Origin of the sequence: Streptacidiphilus sp. P02-A3a (genome assembly GCF_014084105.1) — a bacterium.
Lineage (GTDB): Bacteria > Actinomycetota > Actinomycetes > Streptomycetales > Streptomycetaceae > Streptacidiphilus.
The window spans coordinates 2480189-2497891 of the sequence record NZ_CP048289.1 but is presented as its reverse complement, the minus strand read 5'-3'; the positions used below and the strand labels follow the sequence as shown (position 1 = coordinate 2497891).

Here is a 17703-nt window from a genome sequence, read left to right as displayed (position 1 = left end):
CACGTGACCCATCTGGCCCTGAACGGCTCCTCGATCGACGGGGGCCTGTACCACTGGTTCATCACCCGGGCGGCGGACGCCCCGCACTGGTTCGACGACCTGATCTCGTTCTACGCGACCTTCGGCCTCGGCCTGTTCGCGCTGCTGATGATCGCCGGCTGGTGGCGGGCCCGTGACGGCCGCAGCCCCGCCGCGATGGCGGCGGCGCTGTCGGTACCGGTGGCGGTGGTGGCCGCCTACGTCGCCAACGACATCGTCAAGAGCGTCTTCGACGAGGTCAGGCCCTGCCAGGTGATCACCGCCCCGGCGACCATCCAGCCCTGCCCGGGCGTCGGCGACTGGTCCTTCCCGAGCAACCACTCGGCGATCGCCGCCGCCTTGGCCGCCGCGCTGTGGCTGCTGGACCGCAGGCTCGGCGCGATCGCCACGCTGGCCGCGCTGGTGATGGGCTTCGCCCGGATCTGGGTCGGCGCGCACTACCCGCACGACGTCCTGGTCGGCTTCGTGCTCGGCGCGGCGGTCGCGGTACCGGTGGTGCTCGCGGCGCGGCGCTGGGGCCCGCCGCTGGTGGTCCGGCTGGAGTCGGGCTTCCTGCGCCCGTTCCTGACCGCCGCCCCGGCCGGGGCTCAGCCCAGCTCGACCGACTCGCCCGAGGTCAGCCGCCGGTAGTCGACGTCCTCGGCGAGCATCCCGACGAAGCGCTGGACACCCTCCAGGCCGATGTCGCTGAGCATCACGTCGTGCAGGGCCAGCGCCCGTGCCGCGCCCACGGCGCGGGCGTAGTCGACCACCTCGGCCAGCTTGGACCAGGGCGCGTGGACCGGCAGCAGCAGCGTGCCGACCTCGCGCTCCGGGACGGTCAGCGCGTCGCCCGGGTGGAACACCTCGCCGTCCACCAGGAACCCGACGTTGCCGACCAGCGGGATCTCCGGGTGGATCCGCGCGTGCCACTCGCCGTGGACCTCGACCTCGAAGCCCTCGACGGTGAAGGCGTCGCCGTGGCCGACCCGGTGCACCCGGCCCTCGCCGAGGCCGGTGAGCTGGTCCGCCACCGCGCCGTTGGTCCAGATCCGCAGCGCCGGGTCGGCCTCGGCGGCGCGGCGCAGCCGGTCCTCCACGAAGTGGTCGAAGTGCTCGTGGGTGATCAGTACGGCGTCGGCGCCGTCCAGGGCCTCGGGCTCGGTGAACGCGCCCGGGTCGAGGACCAGGGTCCGGCCGTCCTTCTCCAGCCTGACGCAGGCGTGTCCGAGTTTGGTGAGCCGCATGGTGCGTTGTCCTTCCACAGAGGCCTTGCCGTTTGCTCCATCCTGCACCAGCCGCCGACCGCTTTCGCGCGCCCAGCCTGGTGCGTCCGGTACCAGGCTGACCGGCGAGGATGCCCGGGCCGACGAGCGGTCGGGCGCGGCCCGGCGGGACGTCATCCGTGCCGGCCGCGCTCCACCCGGCTGCGCTTGACGGTGCGGAACCGGCGGGCCACGGTGCGGGCCAGGTCGGCTGCGCCGACCAGGCCGGCCTCGTTGCCGAGCCGGGCCGGGACGATCTCCGCCTCGGGCCGGAAGCCGCGCCCGGTCAGGTTCCGCCGGTAGGCCTCCCGGGCCGGGCCCAGCAGCAGCTCCCCCGCCGCCGAGACGCCGCCGCCGATGATGAACCGCTCCGGGTCCAGCGCGGCGGCCAGGTTGGCGATGCCCAGGCCCAGCCACTGGCCGATCTCCTGGAGCAGCTCGACCGCGACCGGGTCGCCCTGCCGCGCCGCCTCGGTCACCAGCGGCCCGGTGATCGCCGAGGCCTCCCCGCCCGCCCGCTCCAGCAGCGGCTGGGCCACCGGCGACTCGGCGGCGGCCAGCTCCCGCGCCTCGCGGACCAGCGCGTTCCCGGAGGAGTACTGCTCCCAGCAGCCCCGGTTGCCGCAGGGGCAGCGGTGGCCGCCGGGCACCACCGTCATGTGGCCGAACTCCCCGGCCATGCCGTAGCGCCCGCGCTCCACCCGGCCGTCGCGGATCACCGCGCCGCCGATACCGGTGCCCAGGTTCACCATCACCAGCTGCGAGACCCCGGCTCCCGCGCCGAAGCGCCACTCGGCCCAGGCGGCGGCGTTGGCGTCGTTCTCGACCACCACCGGCAGCCGCAGCCGGGCGCTGAGCGCGTCCCGCAGCGGCTCGTTGCGCCAGGACAGGTGCGGGGCGAACAGCACCCGGGCCCGGTCGGCGTCGACGAACCCGGCCGCGCCGATGCCGACCGCGTGCACGTCGTGCCGGTCGGCCAGGTCCAGCACCAGCTCGGTGATGGTGTCCTCGACCACCCTGGGGCTCTTGCTGCGGTCCGGGGTCTCCGCGCGCAGCTGCTCCCGGATCCGGCCCTCGCCGTCGACCACCCCGGCGGCGATCTTCGTGCCGCCGATGTCGATGCCCACCGTGGGCAGCCGCAGCAGGCCCGGCCGCGGAGCGTCGTCGCCCCGGGGATAGGTGCCCGCGCCGCGCCTGTTGCCTGTCCGGATGTACGCGCCGCTCACGTGCGTCCGTCCTCCGCTCTGGTCCGAGTGGTCCGGGGACCGCGGTTACCGAGGTTACCGGGGTTGCCGGGGCGACCGGGGTCGCCCGGCGCGTCCCGGGACGTCAGGAGAGCTCCAGCGCCAGGTAGAAGTCCACCCGGTCCTCCAGCCGGGAGAGGTCGCGCCCGGTCAGCTCCTCGATCCGGCCGATCCGGTACCGCAGCGTGTTGACGTGCACGTGCAGCGCGGCGGCGCAGCGGGTCCAGGAGCCGTCGTAGCGCAGGAACGCCTCCAGCGTGCGGACCAGGTCGGCCTGGTGCTCCAGGTCGTAGCCGACCACCTGGTCCAGCAGTCGGCTGCGGTACGCCCGGCGGACCTCGTCCGGGACGGCTGCCAGCAGCAGCACGTGCGAGGCCAGTTCCTCCGGTCCGGAGACGCAGATCCGGCCGACCCGGGAGGCGGCGATCCGGCGGGCGTGCCGGGCCTCCTCCAGCGCGCCGCGCAGGCCCCCGGCCGAGGCGGCCGGGGCGCTGGCGCCGAGGGTCAGCCGCCCCTCCGGGCCGAGCCCGGCCTCCAGCGGGCCGAGCAGGTCGCGCAGCCGCTCGGCGACGGTGGCGCCGTCGGCGGGCTGCGGCAGCAGCAGCATCGCGCCGGAGCCTCCGCCGCCGATCAGGGTGCGGTCGTCCTCTCCGGTCAGCGCCTCGACCAGGGCGGCCCGCAACGCGCCGTCGGGCAGGCCGAGGCTGTCCGCCGAGGCCACCACCCAGGCCTCCGGGAAGCCCCCGCCGCCGCGGGCCATGGCCAGCGAGGCGTCCAGCGCGCGGCGCAGCTCCTCCGGCGGGGCGTCGCGCTGGAGCAGCGCGAAGACCTCGTCGGCGAGGCGGCTGCGGAGCCTGCGGCTCTCGTCCCGGCGGCCGCGTTCGGCCCCGGCCAGCCGGGCCAGGTTCTCGGCGAGTTGCTGGCGCTTGGGGGTCCACTCGGTGACGTCGCCCTCGACCGCGAGCAGCCACTCGGAGAGCGGGCTGGTGCCCGGGGTGGCCTCGGCGACGACCGGCAGCAGCGAGAACGGCCGCCCGCCGATCCGGGTCCGGCCCGAGGGGCCGCGCCGACGGCGGGCGTCCAGGTGGGCGCGGGCCAGCTGGTCGCGTTCCGCGTCGTTGAGCCGATCAGGTGGTCCGGCGATGACCCGGCCGCTGGGGGTGAGCACCCAGCAGTCCAGGTCGAGGTCGCCGCCGAGGAGTTCCAGGACGGCGTCCAGGCCCGCGCCGCCGGAGGTGGACATCAGCACCCGGTGCCGGTCCACCAGCGCGGACAGGTCGGCCGCGCGGTCGGCCGAGACCTGGCGCACCACGAACTCGGTGACCTGGCCGAAGGCGACGTCGTCGGGGACCGCGAACAGCGGCATCCGGTGCCGCTCGCAGGCCGCGACCAGGTCCTCCGGGACCGGGCCGACCTCGGCCTCGCCCGCGGCCAGGCCGACCGCCCCGGCGGCGGCCAGCACCCGGACGAAGCGCTCGGAGTCGTCCGGGCCGGTGCGCCAGAGCATCCCGGTGAGCACCAGCTCGCCGCCGTGCAGGTAGCGGCCGGGGTCGCTCAGGTCGGTGGTCATCACTCCGGAGACCACCCGGTCCAGCTCCTCGCGCCCCGCGAGCAGGCGCAGCCGGGGCGCCGGTGGGGCGAGCAGCGCGCCGATCCGCAAGGTGCTACCTCCGTCTGGCAAGGGTGGGGTGTACGGCGCCGGGAGCGTCACGTGGGCTCCACGGCACGGGCCCCGCGTCACCGGACGCTGTCAGGGGGCGTTGCCGCACGTTACCCGACTGCGCCCGCCGGGAAGCAACCCGGCGGGCGCGGTCGCCTTCGGTCAGCCGGTCAGGCCGCGCCGCGCGAGCAGGGGGGCGATCTCCGGGGCCCGGCCGCGGAAGCCCGCGAACGCGCCCATCGAGTCGACGCTACCGCCCCGGGCGAGCAGTTGGCGCCGGAAGACCTCACCGCTCTCGCGGATCGGCCGCCCGTTCTCCTTGAACCACTCGACGGTGTCGGCGTCCAGCACCTCGGACCAGATGTAGCCGTAGTACCCGGCCGCGTAGCCGCCCGCGAAGACGTGCGCGAAGTAGCCGGTGCGGTAGCGCGGCGGAACCGCGTCCAGGTCGAGGCCGTACCGCCGCAGCGCCGCCGCCTCGAAGGCCGACGGGTCGCCGGGGTCGGCCCCGGCGGGCAGGGTGTGCCAGGCCCAGTCGAGCAGCGCGGCGGCCAGGTACTCGACGGTGCGGAAGCCCTCGCCGAAGTTCGCGGCGTCCTTCATCCGGGTGACCAGTTCGGTCGGCATCGGCTCGCCGGTGACGTGGTGCCGGGCGAAGTTGTCCCGCACCTCGGGCCACTCCGACCACATCTCGTTGACCTGCGAGGGGTACTCGACGAAGTCGCGCGGCACCCCGGTCCCGGCCACCAGCGGGTAGCGGACGTCGGAGAGCAGGCCGTGCAGCGCGTGGCCGAACTCGTGGAACAGGGTGGTGACCTCGTCCCAGGTGAGCAGCGCGGGCTCACCGGCCGGAGGCTTGGCGATGTTGAGGTTGTTGACCACCACCGGGCGCTGGTCCAGCAGGTGGGACTGGCCGACCAGTTCGTTCATCCAGGCCCCGCCGCGCTTGGAGGAGCGGGCGTGGAAGTCGCCGAGGTACAGGCCGAGCGGGCTGCCGTCGCTGTCGGTGACCTCGAACACCCGGGCGTCGGGGTGGTAGCCGACCAGGTCGGGGCGCTCGGTGAAGGTCAGCCCGTAGACCAGTCCGGCGGCGTGGAAGACGCCGTCCCGGAGCACCGACTCCAGCTCCAGGTAGGGGCGCATGGCGGCGGCGTCGACGTCGAACCGGGCCTTGCGGACCTTCTCCGAGTAGTACTGCCAGTCGGCGGCCTCGATCCGGTCCACCCCGGCGCTCTCGGCCAGGGCCCGGGCCTCCTGCCGGGCGTTGGCGACGGCGGGCGCGACCAGGCCGCCGAGCATCGCCTCCACCGCCTCGGTGGTGCCCGCCGTCTGGTCGGCGACCTCGTAGGCGGCGTGGCTGGCGAAGCCGAGCAGCGCGGCGCGCTCGGCGCGCAGCACCGCCATCCGCGCGGCCAGCGGGCCGTTGGACTCGATGCCGCGGGCCAGCGAGGCGTCGAGCAGCCGACGGCGGACCTCGGGGTCGTCCAGGGCGGCCAGCTCGGTCTGGTTGGAGAAGTTCTTCAGGCTGATCAGGTACGCGCCGTCGTGGCCGCGGGCGCGGCCGTTCTCGGCGGCGGCGGCGAGGGCGTCCGCGGAGAGTCCGGACAGCTCCTCGGCGGACTCCACGACCAGCGCGGCGGCCCGGGTGTCGGCGAAGAGGTTCTGCTCGAAGGTGGTGCTCGCGGCGGCCAGCTCGGCGTTGAGCTCCCGCAGCCGGGTCTGCTCGGCCGCGTCCAGCCGGGCCCCGGCCCGGACGAACTGGGCGTGGTAGCGCTCCAGCACCCGCAGCGACTCGGCGTCCAGGCCGAGCTCGGCGCGCCGGGTGTGCAGCGCGTCGAGCCGGGCGAACAGCGCCGGGTCGAGGTGGATCGCGTCGTCGTGCGCGGCCAGCCGGGGGCTGATCGCCGCGTCGATCTCCTGGACGCCGTCGGTGGTGTCCGAGGAGGACTGGTTGAAGAAGACCAGCGAGACCCGGCGCAGCAGGGCGCCGGAGCGCTCCAGCGCCGCCACGGTGTTCTCGAAGGTGGCGGGCTCCGGATCGGCGGCGATCGCGGCGACCTCGGCCAGCTGCTCGCTCATGCCGAGCGTGAACGCGGGCAGGTAGTGCTCCTCGCGGATCTCCGCGAACGGCGGCAGCTGGAAGGGCAGGCCGCTGGGGAGCAGGAAGGGGTTGTCCCCCGTCGTCTCGGTTGTCATCCGGAAGACACTACGCCCAGTGGTGGCAGTGGCGCTGCCAGGCTTTTCCCGCCGGTCCACGGTACCGCCGACGGGCCCCCGGTCGGCCGTTGGGGCTTGGAGAAACGTACAGCGTGGGCGCGGCGGGCCGGGGCTGGTCTTCATGGCATCAGTGACTGCCCCGCCGTGCCCCCGCGCTTGTCTACTGGCTCACACACCGGGCACCGCGCCGACGCGAACGGCGCCCCGAGTGCAGGTTCCCGGCGGGCACGGCCCATGAGCCTGACAGTGGACAAGCACCACCAAGACATCACACAGAGGAGTCACCGCATGGAGTTCCTGCGGCCCGCCACCTGGGACGAGGCACTCGCGGCGAAGGCCGAGAACCCGTCCGCACTGCCGATCTCCGGCGGCACCGACGTGATGGTCGAGCTCAACTTCGACCGCCACCGGCCCGCCGCGCTGCTCGACCTGAACCGGATCACCGAGCTGACCACCTGGGAGACCGGCACCTTCGAGGGACAGCGGGGCGAGGTGGTCCGGCTCGGCGCGGCAGTGCCGTACGCCAGGATCACCCGGGAGCTCTCGGTGCAACTGCCCGGTCTGGCGCTCGCGGGCAACACCGTGGGCTCGCCGCAGATCCGCAACCGGGGCAGCGTGGGCGGCAACCTCGGCGGGGCCTCCCCCGCCGGTGACGCCCACCCCGCGCTGCTGGCGGCCGGGCGGGACGTGTTCGTCGAGGCCGCCTCCGTGCGCGGCACCCGGCTGATCGCCATCGACGACTTCTACGTCGGGGTCAAGCGCAACTCGCTGGAGCCGGACGAGCTGATCCGCGCGGTCCGGATCCCGGTCGCGGACGGACCGCAGCAGTTCTCGAAGATCGGCACCCGCAACGCCATGGTCATCGCGGTCTGCGCGTTCGGCTTCGCGCTGCACCCCCGCACCGGCACCGTCGGCACCGGCATCGGTTCCGCCGCGCCGACCCCGCGCCGCGCCGTCCCCGCCGAGGACTTCCTCGCCGGTGAGCTGGCCGAGCGCGACCTGTGGCGTACCGGCGGGCTGATCGGCCCGGCGGCCGTCCAGCGCTTCGGCGAGCTGGTCGCGGCCTCCGCGTCGCCCATCGACGACGTCCGCGGCACCGCCTCGTACCGGCGCCACGCGCTCGCGGTGATGGCCCGCCGCACCCTGACCTGGACCTGGACCGATTACACGCAGTCGCTGAGGAGCGCAGCATGAGGGTGACCTTCAACGCCAACGGCCGTGAGGTCGAAGCGGACGACGTGTGGGAGGGCGAGAGCCTGCTGTTCATGCTGCGCGAACGCCTCGGCCTGCCCGGCTCCAAGAACGCCTGCGAGCAGGGCGAGTGCGGCTCCTGCACGGTCTACCTGGACGGCTCGCCGGTCTGCGGCTGCCTGGTGGCGGCGGGCCAGGTGCAGGGCCGCGAGGTCCGCACGGTCGAGGGCCTGGCGGACGCCGAGACCGGGCTCGACCCGGTGCAGCAGGCGTTCATCGACGCCGGGGCGGTCCAGTGCGGCTTCTGCACCCCGGGGCTGCTGGTGCAGACCCACGACCTGCTCGCCCGCGAGCCGCAGCCCAGCGACAACGACATCCGCGAGGCCCTGTCCGGCAACCTGTGCCGCTGCACCGGCTACGAGAAGATCATGGACGCGGTCCGGCTGGCCTCCGCCCGCACCTGTCACCAGTCGGAGGTGTCCCAGTGACGCGCAGCAGGACCACGGCCGCCGGAACGTCCGGGACCCGGACCATCCGGGGCGAGAAGAACCTCCAGGACATCACCACCGCGCACCCGGACGGCATCGGCGGCTCGCCGCTGCGCCCGGACGGCACGCTCAAGGTCAGGGGCGAGTTCGCCTACTCCTCCGACCTGTGGCACGAGGACATGCTCTGGGGCATGGCGCTGCGCGCGCCGCACGCCCGGGCCCGGATCCTGTCCGTGGACATCTCCGAGGCGCTGACGCTGCCCGGCGTGTACGCGCTGCTCACCCACGAGGACATCCCCGGCAGCAAGCTCTACGGCCTGGAGATCCAGGACCAGCCGGCGCTGGCCATCGACCAGATCCGGTACCACGGCGAGGCGGTGGCGATCGTCGCCGCCGACCACCCGGAGACCGCGCGGCGCGCCCTGGCGAAGGTCAAGGTCGAGTACGAGGTGCTCACCCCGATCACCACCGAGGAGCAGTGCCTCGACCCGCAGACCCACGGCTACGTGCACGAGCCGCACGAGTACCGGGGCCACGCCTCCGGCAACATCGTGCACCAGCAGAAGGTGGTCTCCGGCCTCGGCGTCAGCGACGAGGTCCGGGCCCTGGCGGACGTCGTGGTCAGCGGTGACTACGAGGTCGGCATGCAGGACCAGGCCTTCCTCGGTCCGGAGTCCGGGCTGGCGGTGCCCGCCGAGGACGGCGGCATCGACCTGTACATCGCCACCCAGTGGCTGCACGTCGACCGGCAGCAGATCGCGCCGGTGCTGGGCCTGCCGGAGAACAAGGTGCGGCTGACCCTGGCCGGGGTCGGCGGCGCGTTCGGCGGGCGCGAGGACCTGTCGATGCAGATCCACGCCTGCCTGCTGGCGCAGCGCACCGGCAAGCCGGTGAAGATCGTGTACTCCCGCGAGGAGTCCTTCTTCGGGCACGTCCACCGCCACCCGGCGAGGATGCACTACGAGCACGGGGCGACCCGCGACGGCAAGCTGGTCTACATGCAGGCCCGGATCGTGCTGGACGGCGGCGCGTACGCCTCCGCCTCCCCGGCCGTGGTCGGCAACGCCTCCTCGCTGTCGGTCGGCCCGTACGAGATCCCGAACGTGGACGTGCTGGCGGTCGCGCTGTACAGCAACAACCCGTCCTGCGGCGCGATGCGCGGCTTCGGCGCGGTGCAGGCGTGCTTCGCCTACGAGACCCAGCTGGACCGGCTGGCCGCCGAGCTGGGCATGGACCCGGTCGAGCTGCGGCAGCTGAACGCCGTCTCGCAGGGCTCGTACCTGCCCACCGGACAGCAGATCGACGCCCCGGCGCCGGTCGCGGAGCTGCTGCGGAGGGTCAAGGACCTGCCGCTGCCGCCCCCGCTGGGCACCGCCCACCCGTCGCCCGCCGCCGCCCTTGACGGAGGCTCTGCGAGCCGCACCCCCGTCCTGGACGTCCGGGAGCTGCCCGGGGCGCTGTCGAACACCTCGCACGGCGAGGGCATCGTGCGCGGCGTGGGCTACGCGGTCGGCCTGAAGAACGTCGGCTTCTCCGAGGGCTTCGACGACTACTCCACCGCGCGGGTCCGGCTGGAGGTGATCGGCGGCGAGCCGGTGGCGATGGTGCACACCGCGATGGCCGAGGTCGGCCAGGGCGGGGTGACCGTGCACGGGCAGATCGCCCGGACCGAGCTGGGTGTGGAGCGGGTGACCATCCACCCGGCCAACACCGAGGTCGGCTCGGCCGGTTCCACCTCCGCCTCGCGGCAGACGTACATGACCGGCGGCGCGGTGAAGCTGGCCGCCGAGGCGGTCCGCAACGAGCTGTTCAACCTGGGCCGCAGCCGCTACGGCTGGACCAGCAACGACCTGTCGCTGGTCGGCGGCAAGGTGGTCTCCGCCTCCAGCGGGGTGCTGGTCTCCATCGTCGACCTGCTCGGCGACCAGGCCATCGACCTGACCCGGGAGCACCACCACCGGCCCACCGTCCCCTTCGACAAGGAGACCGGCCAGGGCTTCGGCCACGTGCAGTACACCTTCTGCGCGCACCGCGCGGTGGTGGACGTGGACGTGGAGCTGGGCCTGGTCAAGGTGGTCGAGCTGGCCGCCTGCCAGGACGTCGGCAAGGCGCTCAACCCGCTGTCGGTGATCGGCCAGATCCAGGGCGGCTCCACCCAGGGCCTCGGGCTCGCGGTGATGGAGGAGATCATCACCCGGGACGGGAAGGTGCGTAACCCCTCCTTCACCGACTACCTGATCCCCACCATCCTGGACACCCCGCCGCAGCCGGTCGAGATCCTGGAGCTCCCCGACCCGCACTCGCCCTACGGGCTGCGCGGCGTGGGTGAGGCCCCCACCCTCTCCTCCACCCCGGCCATCGTCTCGGCGATCCGGGCCGCGACCGGCCTGGCGCTGAACCGGGTACCGGTCCGGCCGGAGCACATCACCGGCACCTGACCGGCCACACACGTCCCCGGGGCGGCGTCCCGTCTTCCCCACCGCCCCGGGGCACCGGCACCACCACGCAGCACCGCAGCACGCAGTACCGCACCACGCAGCACCGCAGCACCGCAGTACCCAGGCACACCGGATCAGTACACCGCCGCACGCCGCCCTCGCCGGGGCGCGTGCACCCAGGCACCCCCACCAAGCGAGCCGCACCGTCCCCTGCACGCCCTACCTGACGGGTCACCAGGTCGGCCGCGAGCCCCACCCCAACCCCCTATGAACCTTGGGAGTGGAACCCGTGACCCAGATCCCCACGGAATCCAGAATCACCAGCGACCCCGCGTCGCTGCCGCCGCAAGCGCCGAAGGGCGTCCTCGACGCCTACTTCAAGATCAGCGCGCGTGGCTCGACCGTCGGCGCGGAGATCCGCGGTGGTCTCACCACCTTTATGGCCATGGCCTACATCATCGTCCTCAACCCGATCCTGCTGTCGGGTGCGGACATCACCGGCCACCACCTCGACTCCGGTCAGATCACCACCGCCACCGCGCTCGCCGCGGCGGTCACCACCATCTGCATGGGCCTGATCGGCAACGTGCCGCTGGCCGCCGCCGCCGGGCTCGGCGTCTCCGCCGCGCTGTCCACCATCATCGTTCCGCACTGCTCCTGGTCCGAGGCCTTCGGCTTCTGTGTGATCTACGGTGCGCTGATCGTGCTGATGGTCGTCTCCGGGCTGCGCGAGAGGGTCATGAACGGCATACCCCTGCCGCTCAAGCACGCCATCACCATGGGCATCGGGCTGTTCATCGCCTTCATCGGCCTGGTCAACGCCGGGTTCGTGGGCCGCAACCCGGCCAACCCGGTCCAGCTCGGCACCAACCCGGAGGGCCACCTGCAGGGCTGGCCGGTGGCGCTGTTCGGCTTCACGCTGCTGCTGATCTTCGTGCTCCAGGCCCGCAGGACGCCCGGCGCGATCCTGATCGGCATCGTCTCCGGGACCGTGCTAGCGGTGATCGTCAACGCCTGCGGCCTGGTCCCGGTGGCGACCTGGGGCGGCGCCACCTCCGTCCCGACGCTGCACGGCAGCCCGTTCTCGGCGCCGGACTTCGGCCTCTTCGGCCATATCGACGTCTTCGGCGCGTTCAGCGGCGGCAAGAACGGCATGGGCTTCATCAGCGCCTCGGTCGCGGTCTTCACCCTGGTCCTGGCCGGCTTCTTCGACGCGATGGCCACCATCATCGGCGTCGGCACCGAGGCCGGACTGGCCGACGAGCAGGGCCGGATGCCGGGCCTGACCAAGGCCCTGCTGGTGGACGGCGCGGGCGGGATCATGGGCGGTCTGGCCGGAGCCTCCGGCAACACCGTCTTCGTGGAGTCCGCCACCGGCGTCGGCGAGGGCGCGCGTACCGGTCTGGCCAGCGTGGTCACCGGCGGGGTGTTCGCGCTGATGCTGTTCTTCTCCCCGCTCGCCCAGGTCGTGCCCGGGCAGGTCGCGGCGGCGGCACTGGTGGTCGTCGGCTCGATGATGATGGCCCAGGCCCGGCACATCCCGTGGGCCGACCGGGAGATCGCCATCCCGGCGTTCCTGATGTGCGCGGTCATGCCGATGACGTACTCGATCACCGCCGGTGTCGGCGCGGGCGTCCTGTCCTACGTCGCGATCAAGGCCGGGACCGGGAAGTGGCGCGAGCCGGGCGGCCTGATGTGGGGGCTGACCGTGGTGTTCCTCGTCTACTTCTTCATCGGCCCGATCCAGTCACTCCTCGGCGTGCACTGACCCCTCCGCGACGACCCGGTAGTCACCGCCCCCTCCTCCCCCATTCCGACCGTCGAAGGAGCGCCGCAGCATGCAGGACATCGCCGACCGACTCGACGCCTGGCACCGTGCCGGACGCTCCTTCGCCGTGGCCACGGTGGTGTCCGTCTCCGGGAGCGCCCCGCGCGACCCGGGGGCGGCCCTGGCCGTGGACGCCGACGGCGAGGCCGTCGGCAGCGTGTCGGGCGGCTGTGTGGAGGGGGCGGTCTACGAGCTGTGCCAGCAGGCCCTGGCCGACGGCGACCCGGTGCTGCACCGCTTCGGCTTCAGCGACGAGGACGCCTTCGCGGTCGGCCTGACCTGCGGCGGCATCATCGACGTCTTCGTCCAGCGGGTCGTCCCCGGGGCCGACCCGGGGTTGGACGCCGGGCTGGCCTACCTGGCCTCGGGCAGCCCGGTGGCGCTGGTCCGGGTGATCGACGGACCGGCGGCGCTGACCGGCGCCACCCTCGCGGTGACCGCCGACACCCACCACGGCTCGCTGGCCGCGAGGGTCCCGGACAGCGCGGCGCTGGAGAGCGCCGCCGCGGTCCAGGCCCGGGCGATGCTGGAGGCGGGCCGCACCGGGCAGTTCACGCTGGCCCTGGACGGCCGCCCGTGCGACCCCGCGGCGGCGCACACCGCCGTCTTCTTCGTCGAGTCGCACGTCCCCGCGCCGCGCATGATCGTCTTCGGTGCCATCGACTTCGCCGGGGCGGTGGCCCGGATCGGCGGCTTCCTCGGCTACCACGTCACCGTCTGCGACGCCCGGCCGGTGTTCGCCACCGAGCGCCGCTTCCCCGGCGCCGACCAGGTGGTGGTGGACTGGCCGCACCGCTACCTGGACGCCGAGGCCGCCGCCGGACGGCTGGACGGCCGGACCGCGCTGTGCGTGCTGACCCACGACGCGAAGTTCGACATCCCGCTGCTGGAGCGGGCGCTGCGGATGCCACTGGGCTTCGTCGGCGCGATGGGCTCCCGGCGCACCCACCGGGACCGGCTCGACCGGCTGCGCGAGTCCGGGCTGACCGACCTGGAACTGAACCGGCTGCGCTCCCCGATCGGCCTCGACCTCGGCGCCCGCACCCCGGAGGAGACCGCGGTGGCGGTCGCCGCCGAGATCGTCGCCCACCGGCGCGGCGGCAGCTGCCTGCCGCTCAGCGCGCACGGCGGCCCGATCCACCACGACCACCCGGCCCAGGACCGGCCCCGCCGCATCGCCTGAGCCCCCCGGTCCGGCGGGCGGGGCTACTCCCTGGGGGCCTGGGCGATCCGGACCAGGTTGCCCGACGGGTCGCGGACCGCGCCGTCGCGCGGACCCCAGGGCTGGTCGGTGGGCTCCTGCAGGACATCGGCGCCGGAGGCCCGCACCCGCTCGAAGGTGGCCTCCAGGTCGTCGGTGCGGAACACCACGCTCGGCAGCACGCCCTTGGTGAGCAGTTCCTGGAGCACGTCGCCGTCGGCCTGGGAGCGCCCGGCGTGCGGCTCCGAGAGGACGATCTCCAGTCCGGGCTGGTCCGGGCTGCCCAGGGTCACCCAGCGGAACCCGCCGGAGGCGACGTCGTTGCGCACCTCCAGGCCCAGCGCGTCCCGGTAGAAGCCGAGCGACTGGTCCACGTCGTTGACGGTGATGTGGCAGTACTGGAGCGCGATGGTCATGCCGCCAACCCTAGGCGGCGGCTCCGACAACCGCTCGCGGTCCCGCCGAACCGGGGCCGGTCAGCGCTGGTCGCGGCTCGGGCGGGTGCGCACCATCGCCACGCAGGCGGGCATCGCGGCCACCGCGGCGTGCTCGCGCAGCCGGTACTCGCTCGGTGTGACCCCGACGACCTCGGTGAACCGCGAGCTGAACGAGCCGAGCGAGGTGCAGCCGACCTCCATGCAGGCGTCGGTCACGCTCATGCCGCCGCGGAGCAGCGCCATCGCCCGCTCGATCCGGCGGGTCATCAGGTAGCTGTACGGGGTCTCGCCGTAGGCCGCCCGGAACCGCCGGGAGAAGTGCGCGGGTGACATCAGCGCGTGCCGGGCCAGCGTCGGTACGTCCAGCGGGCTGGCGTAGTCGCGGTCCATCAGATCCCGCGCCCGGCGCAGCCGCGCGAGGCCGGCGAGATCGTGCGGGTTCATGGGCACGAGGTTACCCGGCGACGATGCCTGAAGAAACGGTGGCGGCGGGCGGTTGTCCAGAGTTCAAGAATTGATGGGGATGATAGGTATCATCTGCTCGACACCTGCCTCCTGAGCAAAGGCCCAACAGCCCATGTCTGACGCCCAAGCCGAAACCCCCCTCTGGCTCCAGGGGCGCGAGGCGGTCATCGCCGCCGCCGCGCCCGGCGACTGGCGCGAGGAGACCCCCGACTACCACCTGTCCCACACGGTGATGCCGGGCCAGCGCAGCACGCAGCACGCGGCTGGGTCGCTGGAAGCGATCGCCGAGAGCATCGTCCAGGTCTTCGAGATGGAGGTCTCGCACAAGAAGGACCCGGCCACCTGGGTCTCGATGGTGACCGAGCAGTTCCGTACCCGGGTCAACGGTGGCCAGTGGGCCAGCGCCCAGGACATCGCCGACATCGGCAGCTACAACATCCTGATCGGCGACAGCGTCTTCTACCCCGCGGGCGCCGAGGACTTCGAGTCCTCGCACCACGTCTTCCACCAGGCCTTCCCCGAGGGCTTCTACTGGGAGGTGCTGGACGTCCTGTCGCCGCCCCCCACCATCACCTTCCGCTGGCGCCACTGGGGCACCTTCTCCGGCGAGTACAAGGGCTTCCAGCCCAGCGGCGAGCAGGTGGAGATGTACGGCGTGAGCATCGCCAAGGTCAGCGACGACCTGCGACTGCTGGAGGTCGAGCACTTCTACGACCCCAACGCCTTCCTCGGCACGCTGACCGGCGGCTGCCCGGTCGCCCACGACAAGTAGGCCGGGACCAGTACTGACGGCGCGGGCCCCGTTCGGGGGGCCCGCGCCGTCGCTGTCGGTCAGCCCTGCGCGCTCGGGGTGATCACCGAGAAGGTCGCGCCCCAGGGGTCACGCAGGGTGGCGATCCGGCCGACCGGGCTGTCGGTCGGCGGCACCAGCACGTCGGCCCGGCGCTTGACCGCCGCGTCCACCGTGCTGTCGGTGTCGTCCACCGCGAAGTACACGCCCCAGTACGAGGGCGTCTCCGGGGTGAAGTAGGGCGGCTTCATCTGTTGCAGGCCGCCGACGACCCGGCCGTCGACCCGGATCTCCCGGTAGCCGCCCATGCCCTCGGCCTCGGTGAAGGTCACCCCGAAGGCGGCGGCGTAGAACACCGAGGCGGCGTCGGCCCCGCGGGAGTTGCACTCGTTCCAGACCAGCGCGCCGGGCTCGTTGACCAGGCCCGCGCCGAAGAAGTCCTTGTGGCCCCAGACCCCGAAGACCGCCCCGGCCGGGTCCGCCGCCAGGAACATCTGGCCGAGCGTGAGCACGTCCATGACCTCGGTCAACGGCGTGCCGCCGGCGGCGGTGACCGCCGAGAGGGTGGCCGGGGCGTCGTCGCTGGCGATGTAGGTGGTCCACACGGTGGGCGCGTCCGGCGCCTGCACCGGGCCGATCCCGGCCACCGGCCGCCCGTTCCTGGTGCACACGGAGTACCCGCCGGTCTCCGGCGGACCGATCTCGCCCTGCCAGCCGAACAGGTCGCGGTAGAAGTCGAGGGCAGCCTGCTGATCGGGGACCATCAGGTCGACCCAACAGGGGGTGCCGGGCGCGTAGGGTGCGGTGACCTCGGGCATGGACGCCTCCGGGGGACGGGGAGCGGCGGGGGGACTGCGCGGGGCGCTCGGGTCGGCCCCGGGTTCACTCTTCACCGTCCGCGGTCGTCCCGCTACCGGAACGCACGGCGGGGCGGGCCCGGCGCGACGCTGCGCCGGACCCGCCCCCTCCCCCGTGTCCTCCGCTACGCCTGTTCGGCGTTGCGGACGGCCTCGACCGCCGCCTGCAGGCGCTTGCCGTAGTCGGCGTCCGCCGCGTGGAAGAACGGCAGCACCCGGTCGACGACGTCGTCGCGGGTGACCGCGCCGAGGGCACCGGCCAGGTTCGCGATCAGCCGGCCCCGCTCGTCCGCCGACATCAGCCGGTAGAGCTCACCGGCCTGGAAGAAGTCGTCGTCCTTGGCGTGCTCGGGCGCGCTGTGGGTGCCGGTCCAGCCGAGCACCGCCGTCGGCGCCGCCAGCGCCTGGTCGGTCTGGCGCGGGCCCTGGTACGAGTTGGGCTCGTAGTTCTTGGCCCGGCCCGCCGCGTTCACCGCGCCGAGGCCGTCCCGGCCGTAGTTGTGCGCCTCGGTCGCCTTCGGGGCGTTGACCGCGAGCTGGGTGTGGTTGACGCCCAGGCGGTAGCGGTGCGCGTCGGCGTAGGCGAACAGCCGCCCCTGGAGCATCTTGTCGGGCGAGGGGCCGATGCCGGGGACGAAGTTGTTCGGCGAGAACGCGGCCTGCTCGACCTCGGCGAAGACGTTCTCCGGGTTGCGGTTCAGCACCAGGCGGCCGACCTTCCGCAGCGGGTAGTCGCTGTGCGGCCACACCTTGGTCAGGTCGAACGGGTTGAACCGGTAGTCGGCGGCGTCGGCCACCGGCATCAGCTGCACGTGCACCGTCCAGGACGGGAAGACCCCGCGCTCGATCGAGCGGTGCAGGTCGCGCTGGTGGCTGTCGGGGTCGTTGCCCGCGAGCTCGGCCGCCTGGGCGCCGTCCAGGCTGCGGACGCCCTGGTTGGTCTTGAAGTGGTACTTGACCCAGTAGGCGGCGCCGTCGGCGGCGACCCACTGGTAGGTGTGCGAGCCGTAGCCGTTCATGTGGCGGTAGCTGGCCGGGATCCCCCGGTCGCCGAACAGCCAGGTGATCTGGTGCAGCGACTCCGGCGAGTAGGACCAGTAGTCCCAGACGTTGTCCGCCTCCTGGATCCCGGTGAACGGGTCGCGCTTCTGGGAGTGGATGAAGTCGGGGAACTTGATCGGGTCCTTGATGAAGAACACCGGGGTGTTGTTGCCGACGAGGTCGTAGTTGCCCTCCTCGGTGTAGAACTTCAGCGCGAAGCCGCGCGGGTCGCGCACCGCGTCGCCCGCGCCCAGGTTGCCCGCGACGGTGGAGAAGCGCAGGAAGACCTCGGTGCGCTTGCCCACGGTGTCCAGGAAGTCGGCCCGGGTGAACGGGGTGACGTCGTCGGTGACCTCGAAGTAGCCGTACGCGCCGGAGCCACGGGCGTGGACCACGCGCTCCGGGATGCGCTCGCGGTTGAAGCGGGCGAGCTTCTCGATCAGCTGCTGGTCCTGGATCAGGACCGGGCCGCCGACACCGGCCTGCGCGGAGTTCTGGTTGTCGGCGACTGGCGCGCCCGACTCGGTGGTGAGGGTGAGAGACATAGCGGTACCTCGGTAGGG

At 73.2% G+C, this 17703-nt stretch carries 15 protein-coding genes; 7 read left to right on the top strand and 8 right to left on the bottom strand.

Annotated features, from left to right (window positions below):
* Positions 1-3 precede the first annotated feature (3 nt).
* Positions 4-669: a phosphatase PAP2 family protein gene (locus GXP74_RS11215; protein WP_182451339.1), complete on the top strand. Its 666-nt coding sequence runs from the start codon at positions 4-6 to the stop codon at positions 667-669.
* Here GXP74_RS11215 and GXP74_RS11210 read toward each other — a convergent pair.
* The 4 genes from GXP74_RS11210 to GXP74_RS11195 form a co-directional block, all read right to left on the bottom strand.
* Complete coding sequence (locus GXP74_RS11210; protein ID WP_182451338.1) at positions 627-1265, bottom strand: MBL fold metallo-hydrolase; 639 nt, start codon at positions 1263-1265, stop codon at positions 627-629. The genes GXP74_RS11215 and GXP74_RS11210 overlap by 43 nt on opposite strands.
* A 152-nt stretch (positions 1266-1417) precedes the next feature.
* Positions 1418-2509, bottom strand: coding sequence for an ROK family glucokinase (locus GXP74_RS11205; RefSeq protein ID WP_182451337.1), 1092 nt, complete (start codon positions 2507-2509; stop codon positions 1418-1420).
* Between the two features lie 103 nt (positions 2510-2612).
* Entirely contained in the window at positions 2613-4187 is a 1575-nt protein-coding gene (locus tag GXP74_RS11200) for a PucR family transcriptional regulator (protein ID WP_182456369.1), read from the bottom strand.
* Between the two features lie 162 nt (positions 4188-4349).
* Positions 4350-6383, bottom strand: a complete 2034-nt coding sequence (locus GXP74_RS11195; protein ID WP_182451336.1) for a M3 family metallopeptidase — start codon at positions 6381-6383, stop codon at positions 4350-4352.
* Between the two features lie 309 nt (positions 6384-6692).
* Between GXP74_RS11195 and GXP74_RS11190 the strand changes: the two genes are divergently transcribed.
* The 5 genes from GXP74_RS11190 (at position 6693) to GXP74_RS11170 (ending at position 13532) form a co-directional block, all read left to right on the top strand.
* Positions 6693-7598, top strand: a complete 906-nt coding sequence (locus GXP74_RS11190) for a xanthine dehydrogenase family protein subunit M (RefSeq protein WP_182451335.1) — start codon at positions 6693-6695, stop codon at positions 7596-7598.
* On the top strand, positions 7595-8083 hold the full coding sequence (locus GXP74_RS11185; protein WP_182451334.1) for a (2Fe-2S)-binding protein: 489 nt from the start codon (positions 7595-7597) through the stop codon (positions 8081-8083). The genes GXP74_RS11190 and GXP74_RS11185 overlap by 4 nt, the downstream gene beginning before the upstream one ends.
* Before the next feature lie 44 nt (positions 8084-8127).
* Positions 8128-10521, top strand: a complete 2394-nt coding sequence (gene pucD / locus GXP74_RS11180) for a xanthine dehydrogenase subunit D (RefSeq protein WP_182456368.1) — start codon at positions 8128-8130, stop codon at positions 10519-10521.
* A 289-nt stretch (positions 10522-10810) separates the two neighbouring features.
* Complete coding sequence (locus tag GXP74_RS11175) at positions 10811-12289, top strand: NCS2 family permease (RefSeq protein WP_182451333.1); 1479 nt, start codon at positions 10811-10813, stop codon at positions 12287-12289.
* Between the two features lie 70 nt (positions 12290-12359).
* Positions 12360-13532: an XdhC family protein gene (locus tag GXP74_RS11170; RefSeq protein ID WP_182451332.1), complete on the top strand. Its 1173-nt coding sequence runs from the start codon at positions 12360-12362 to the stop codon at positions 13530-13532.
* 23 nt (positions 13533-13555) lie between these two features.
* Here the strand turns inward: GXP74_RS11170 and GXP74_RS11165 are convergent, their stop codons facing one another.
* Together GXP74_RS11165 and GXP74_RS11160 are read right to left on the bottom strand one after the other, a co-directional pair.
* Entirely contained in the window at positions 13556-13966 is a 411-nt protein-coding gene (locus tag GXP74_RS11165; protein WP_182451331.1) for a VOC family protein, read from the bottom strand.
* A 60-nt stretch (positions 13967-14026) separates the two neighbouring features.
* Positions 14027-14431, bottom strand: coding sequence for a helix-turn-helix transcriptional regulator (locus GXP74_RS11160; RefSeq protein WP_182451330.1), 405 nt, complete (start codon positions 14429-14431; stop codon positions 14027-14029).
* A 133-nt stretch (positions 14432-14564) separates the two neighbouring features.
* Between GXP74_RS11160 and GXP74_RS11155 the strand changes: the two genes are divergently transcribed.
* Positions 14565-15224, top strand: a complete 660-nt coding sequence (locus tag GXP74_RS11155) for an ester cyclase (protein WP_182451329.1) — start codon at positions 14565-14567, stop codon at positions 15222-15224.
* 59 nt (positions 15225-15283) lie between these two features.
* Here the strand turns inward: GXP74_RS11155 and GXP74_RS11150 are convergent, their stop codons facing one another.
* Together GXP74_RS11150 and GXP74_RS11145 are read right to left on the bottom strand one after the other, a co-directional pair.
* Positions 15284-16060 carry a VOC family protein gene (locus GXP74_RS11150; RefSeq protein WP_182451328.1) on the bottom strand — a complete coding sequence of 259 codons (777 nt, stop codon included), beginning with the start codon at positions 16058-16060 and terminating at the stop codon, positions 15284-15286.
* Positions 16061-16224: 164 nt separating this feature from the next.
* Positions 16225-17685, bottom strand: coding sequence for a catalase (locus GXP74_RS11145; protein WP_182451327.1), 1461 nt, complete (start codon positions 17683-17685; stop codon positions 16225-16227).
* Between the last annotated feature and the right edge of the window lie 18 nt (positions 17686-17703).

Bases quoted from the DNA above. Each gene is read 5' to 3' on its own strand.
- GXP74_RS11160 (WP_182451330.1), bottom strand. From the start codon at position 14,431: ATGAACCCGCACGATCTCGCCGGCCTCGCGCGGCTGCGCCGGGCGCGG.
- GXP74_RS11185 (WP_182451334.1), top strand. From the start codon at position 7,595: ATGAGGGTGACCTTCAACGCCAACGGCCGTGAGGTCGAAGCGGACGAC.
- GXP74_RS11210 (WP_182451338.1), bottom strand. From the start codon at position 1,265: ATGCGGCTCACCAAACTCGGACACGCCTGCGTCAGGCTGGAGAAGGAC.
- GXP74_RS11190 (WP_182451335.1), top strand. From the start codon at position 6,693: ATGGAGTTCCTGCGGCCCGCCACCTGGGACGAGGCACTCGCGGCGAAG.
- GXP74_RS11145 (WP_182451327.1), bottom strand. From the start codon at position 17,685: ATGTCTCTCACCCTCACCACCGAGTCGGGCGCGCCAGTCGCCGACAAC.
- GXP74_RS11165 (WP_182451331.1), bottom strand. From the start codon at position 13,966: ATGACCATCGCGCTCCAGTACTGCCACATCACCGTCAACGACGTGGAC.
- GXP74_RS11195 (WP_182451336.1), bottom strand. From the start codon at position 6,383: ATGACAACCGAGACGACGGGGGACAACCCCTTCCTGCTCCCCAGCGGC.
- GXP74_RS11155 (WP_182451329.1), top strand. From the start codon at position 14,565: ATGTCTGACGCCCAAGCCGAAACCCCCCTCTGGCTCCAGGGGCGCGAG.
- GXP74_RS11150 (WP_182451328.1), bottom strand. From the start codon at position 16,060: ATGCCCGAGGTCACCGCACCCTACGCGCCCGGCACCCCCTGTTGGGTC.
- GXP74_RS11170 (WP_182451332.1), top strand. From the start codon at position 12,360: ATGCAGGACATCGCCGACCGACTCGACGCCTGGCACCGTGCCGGACGC.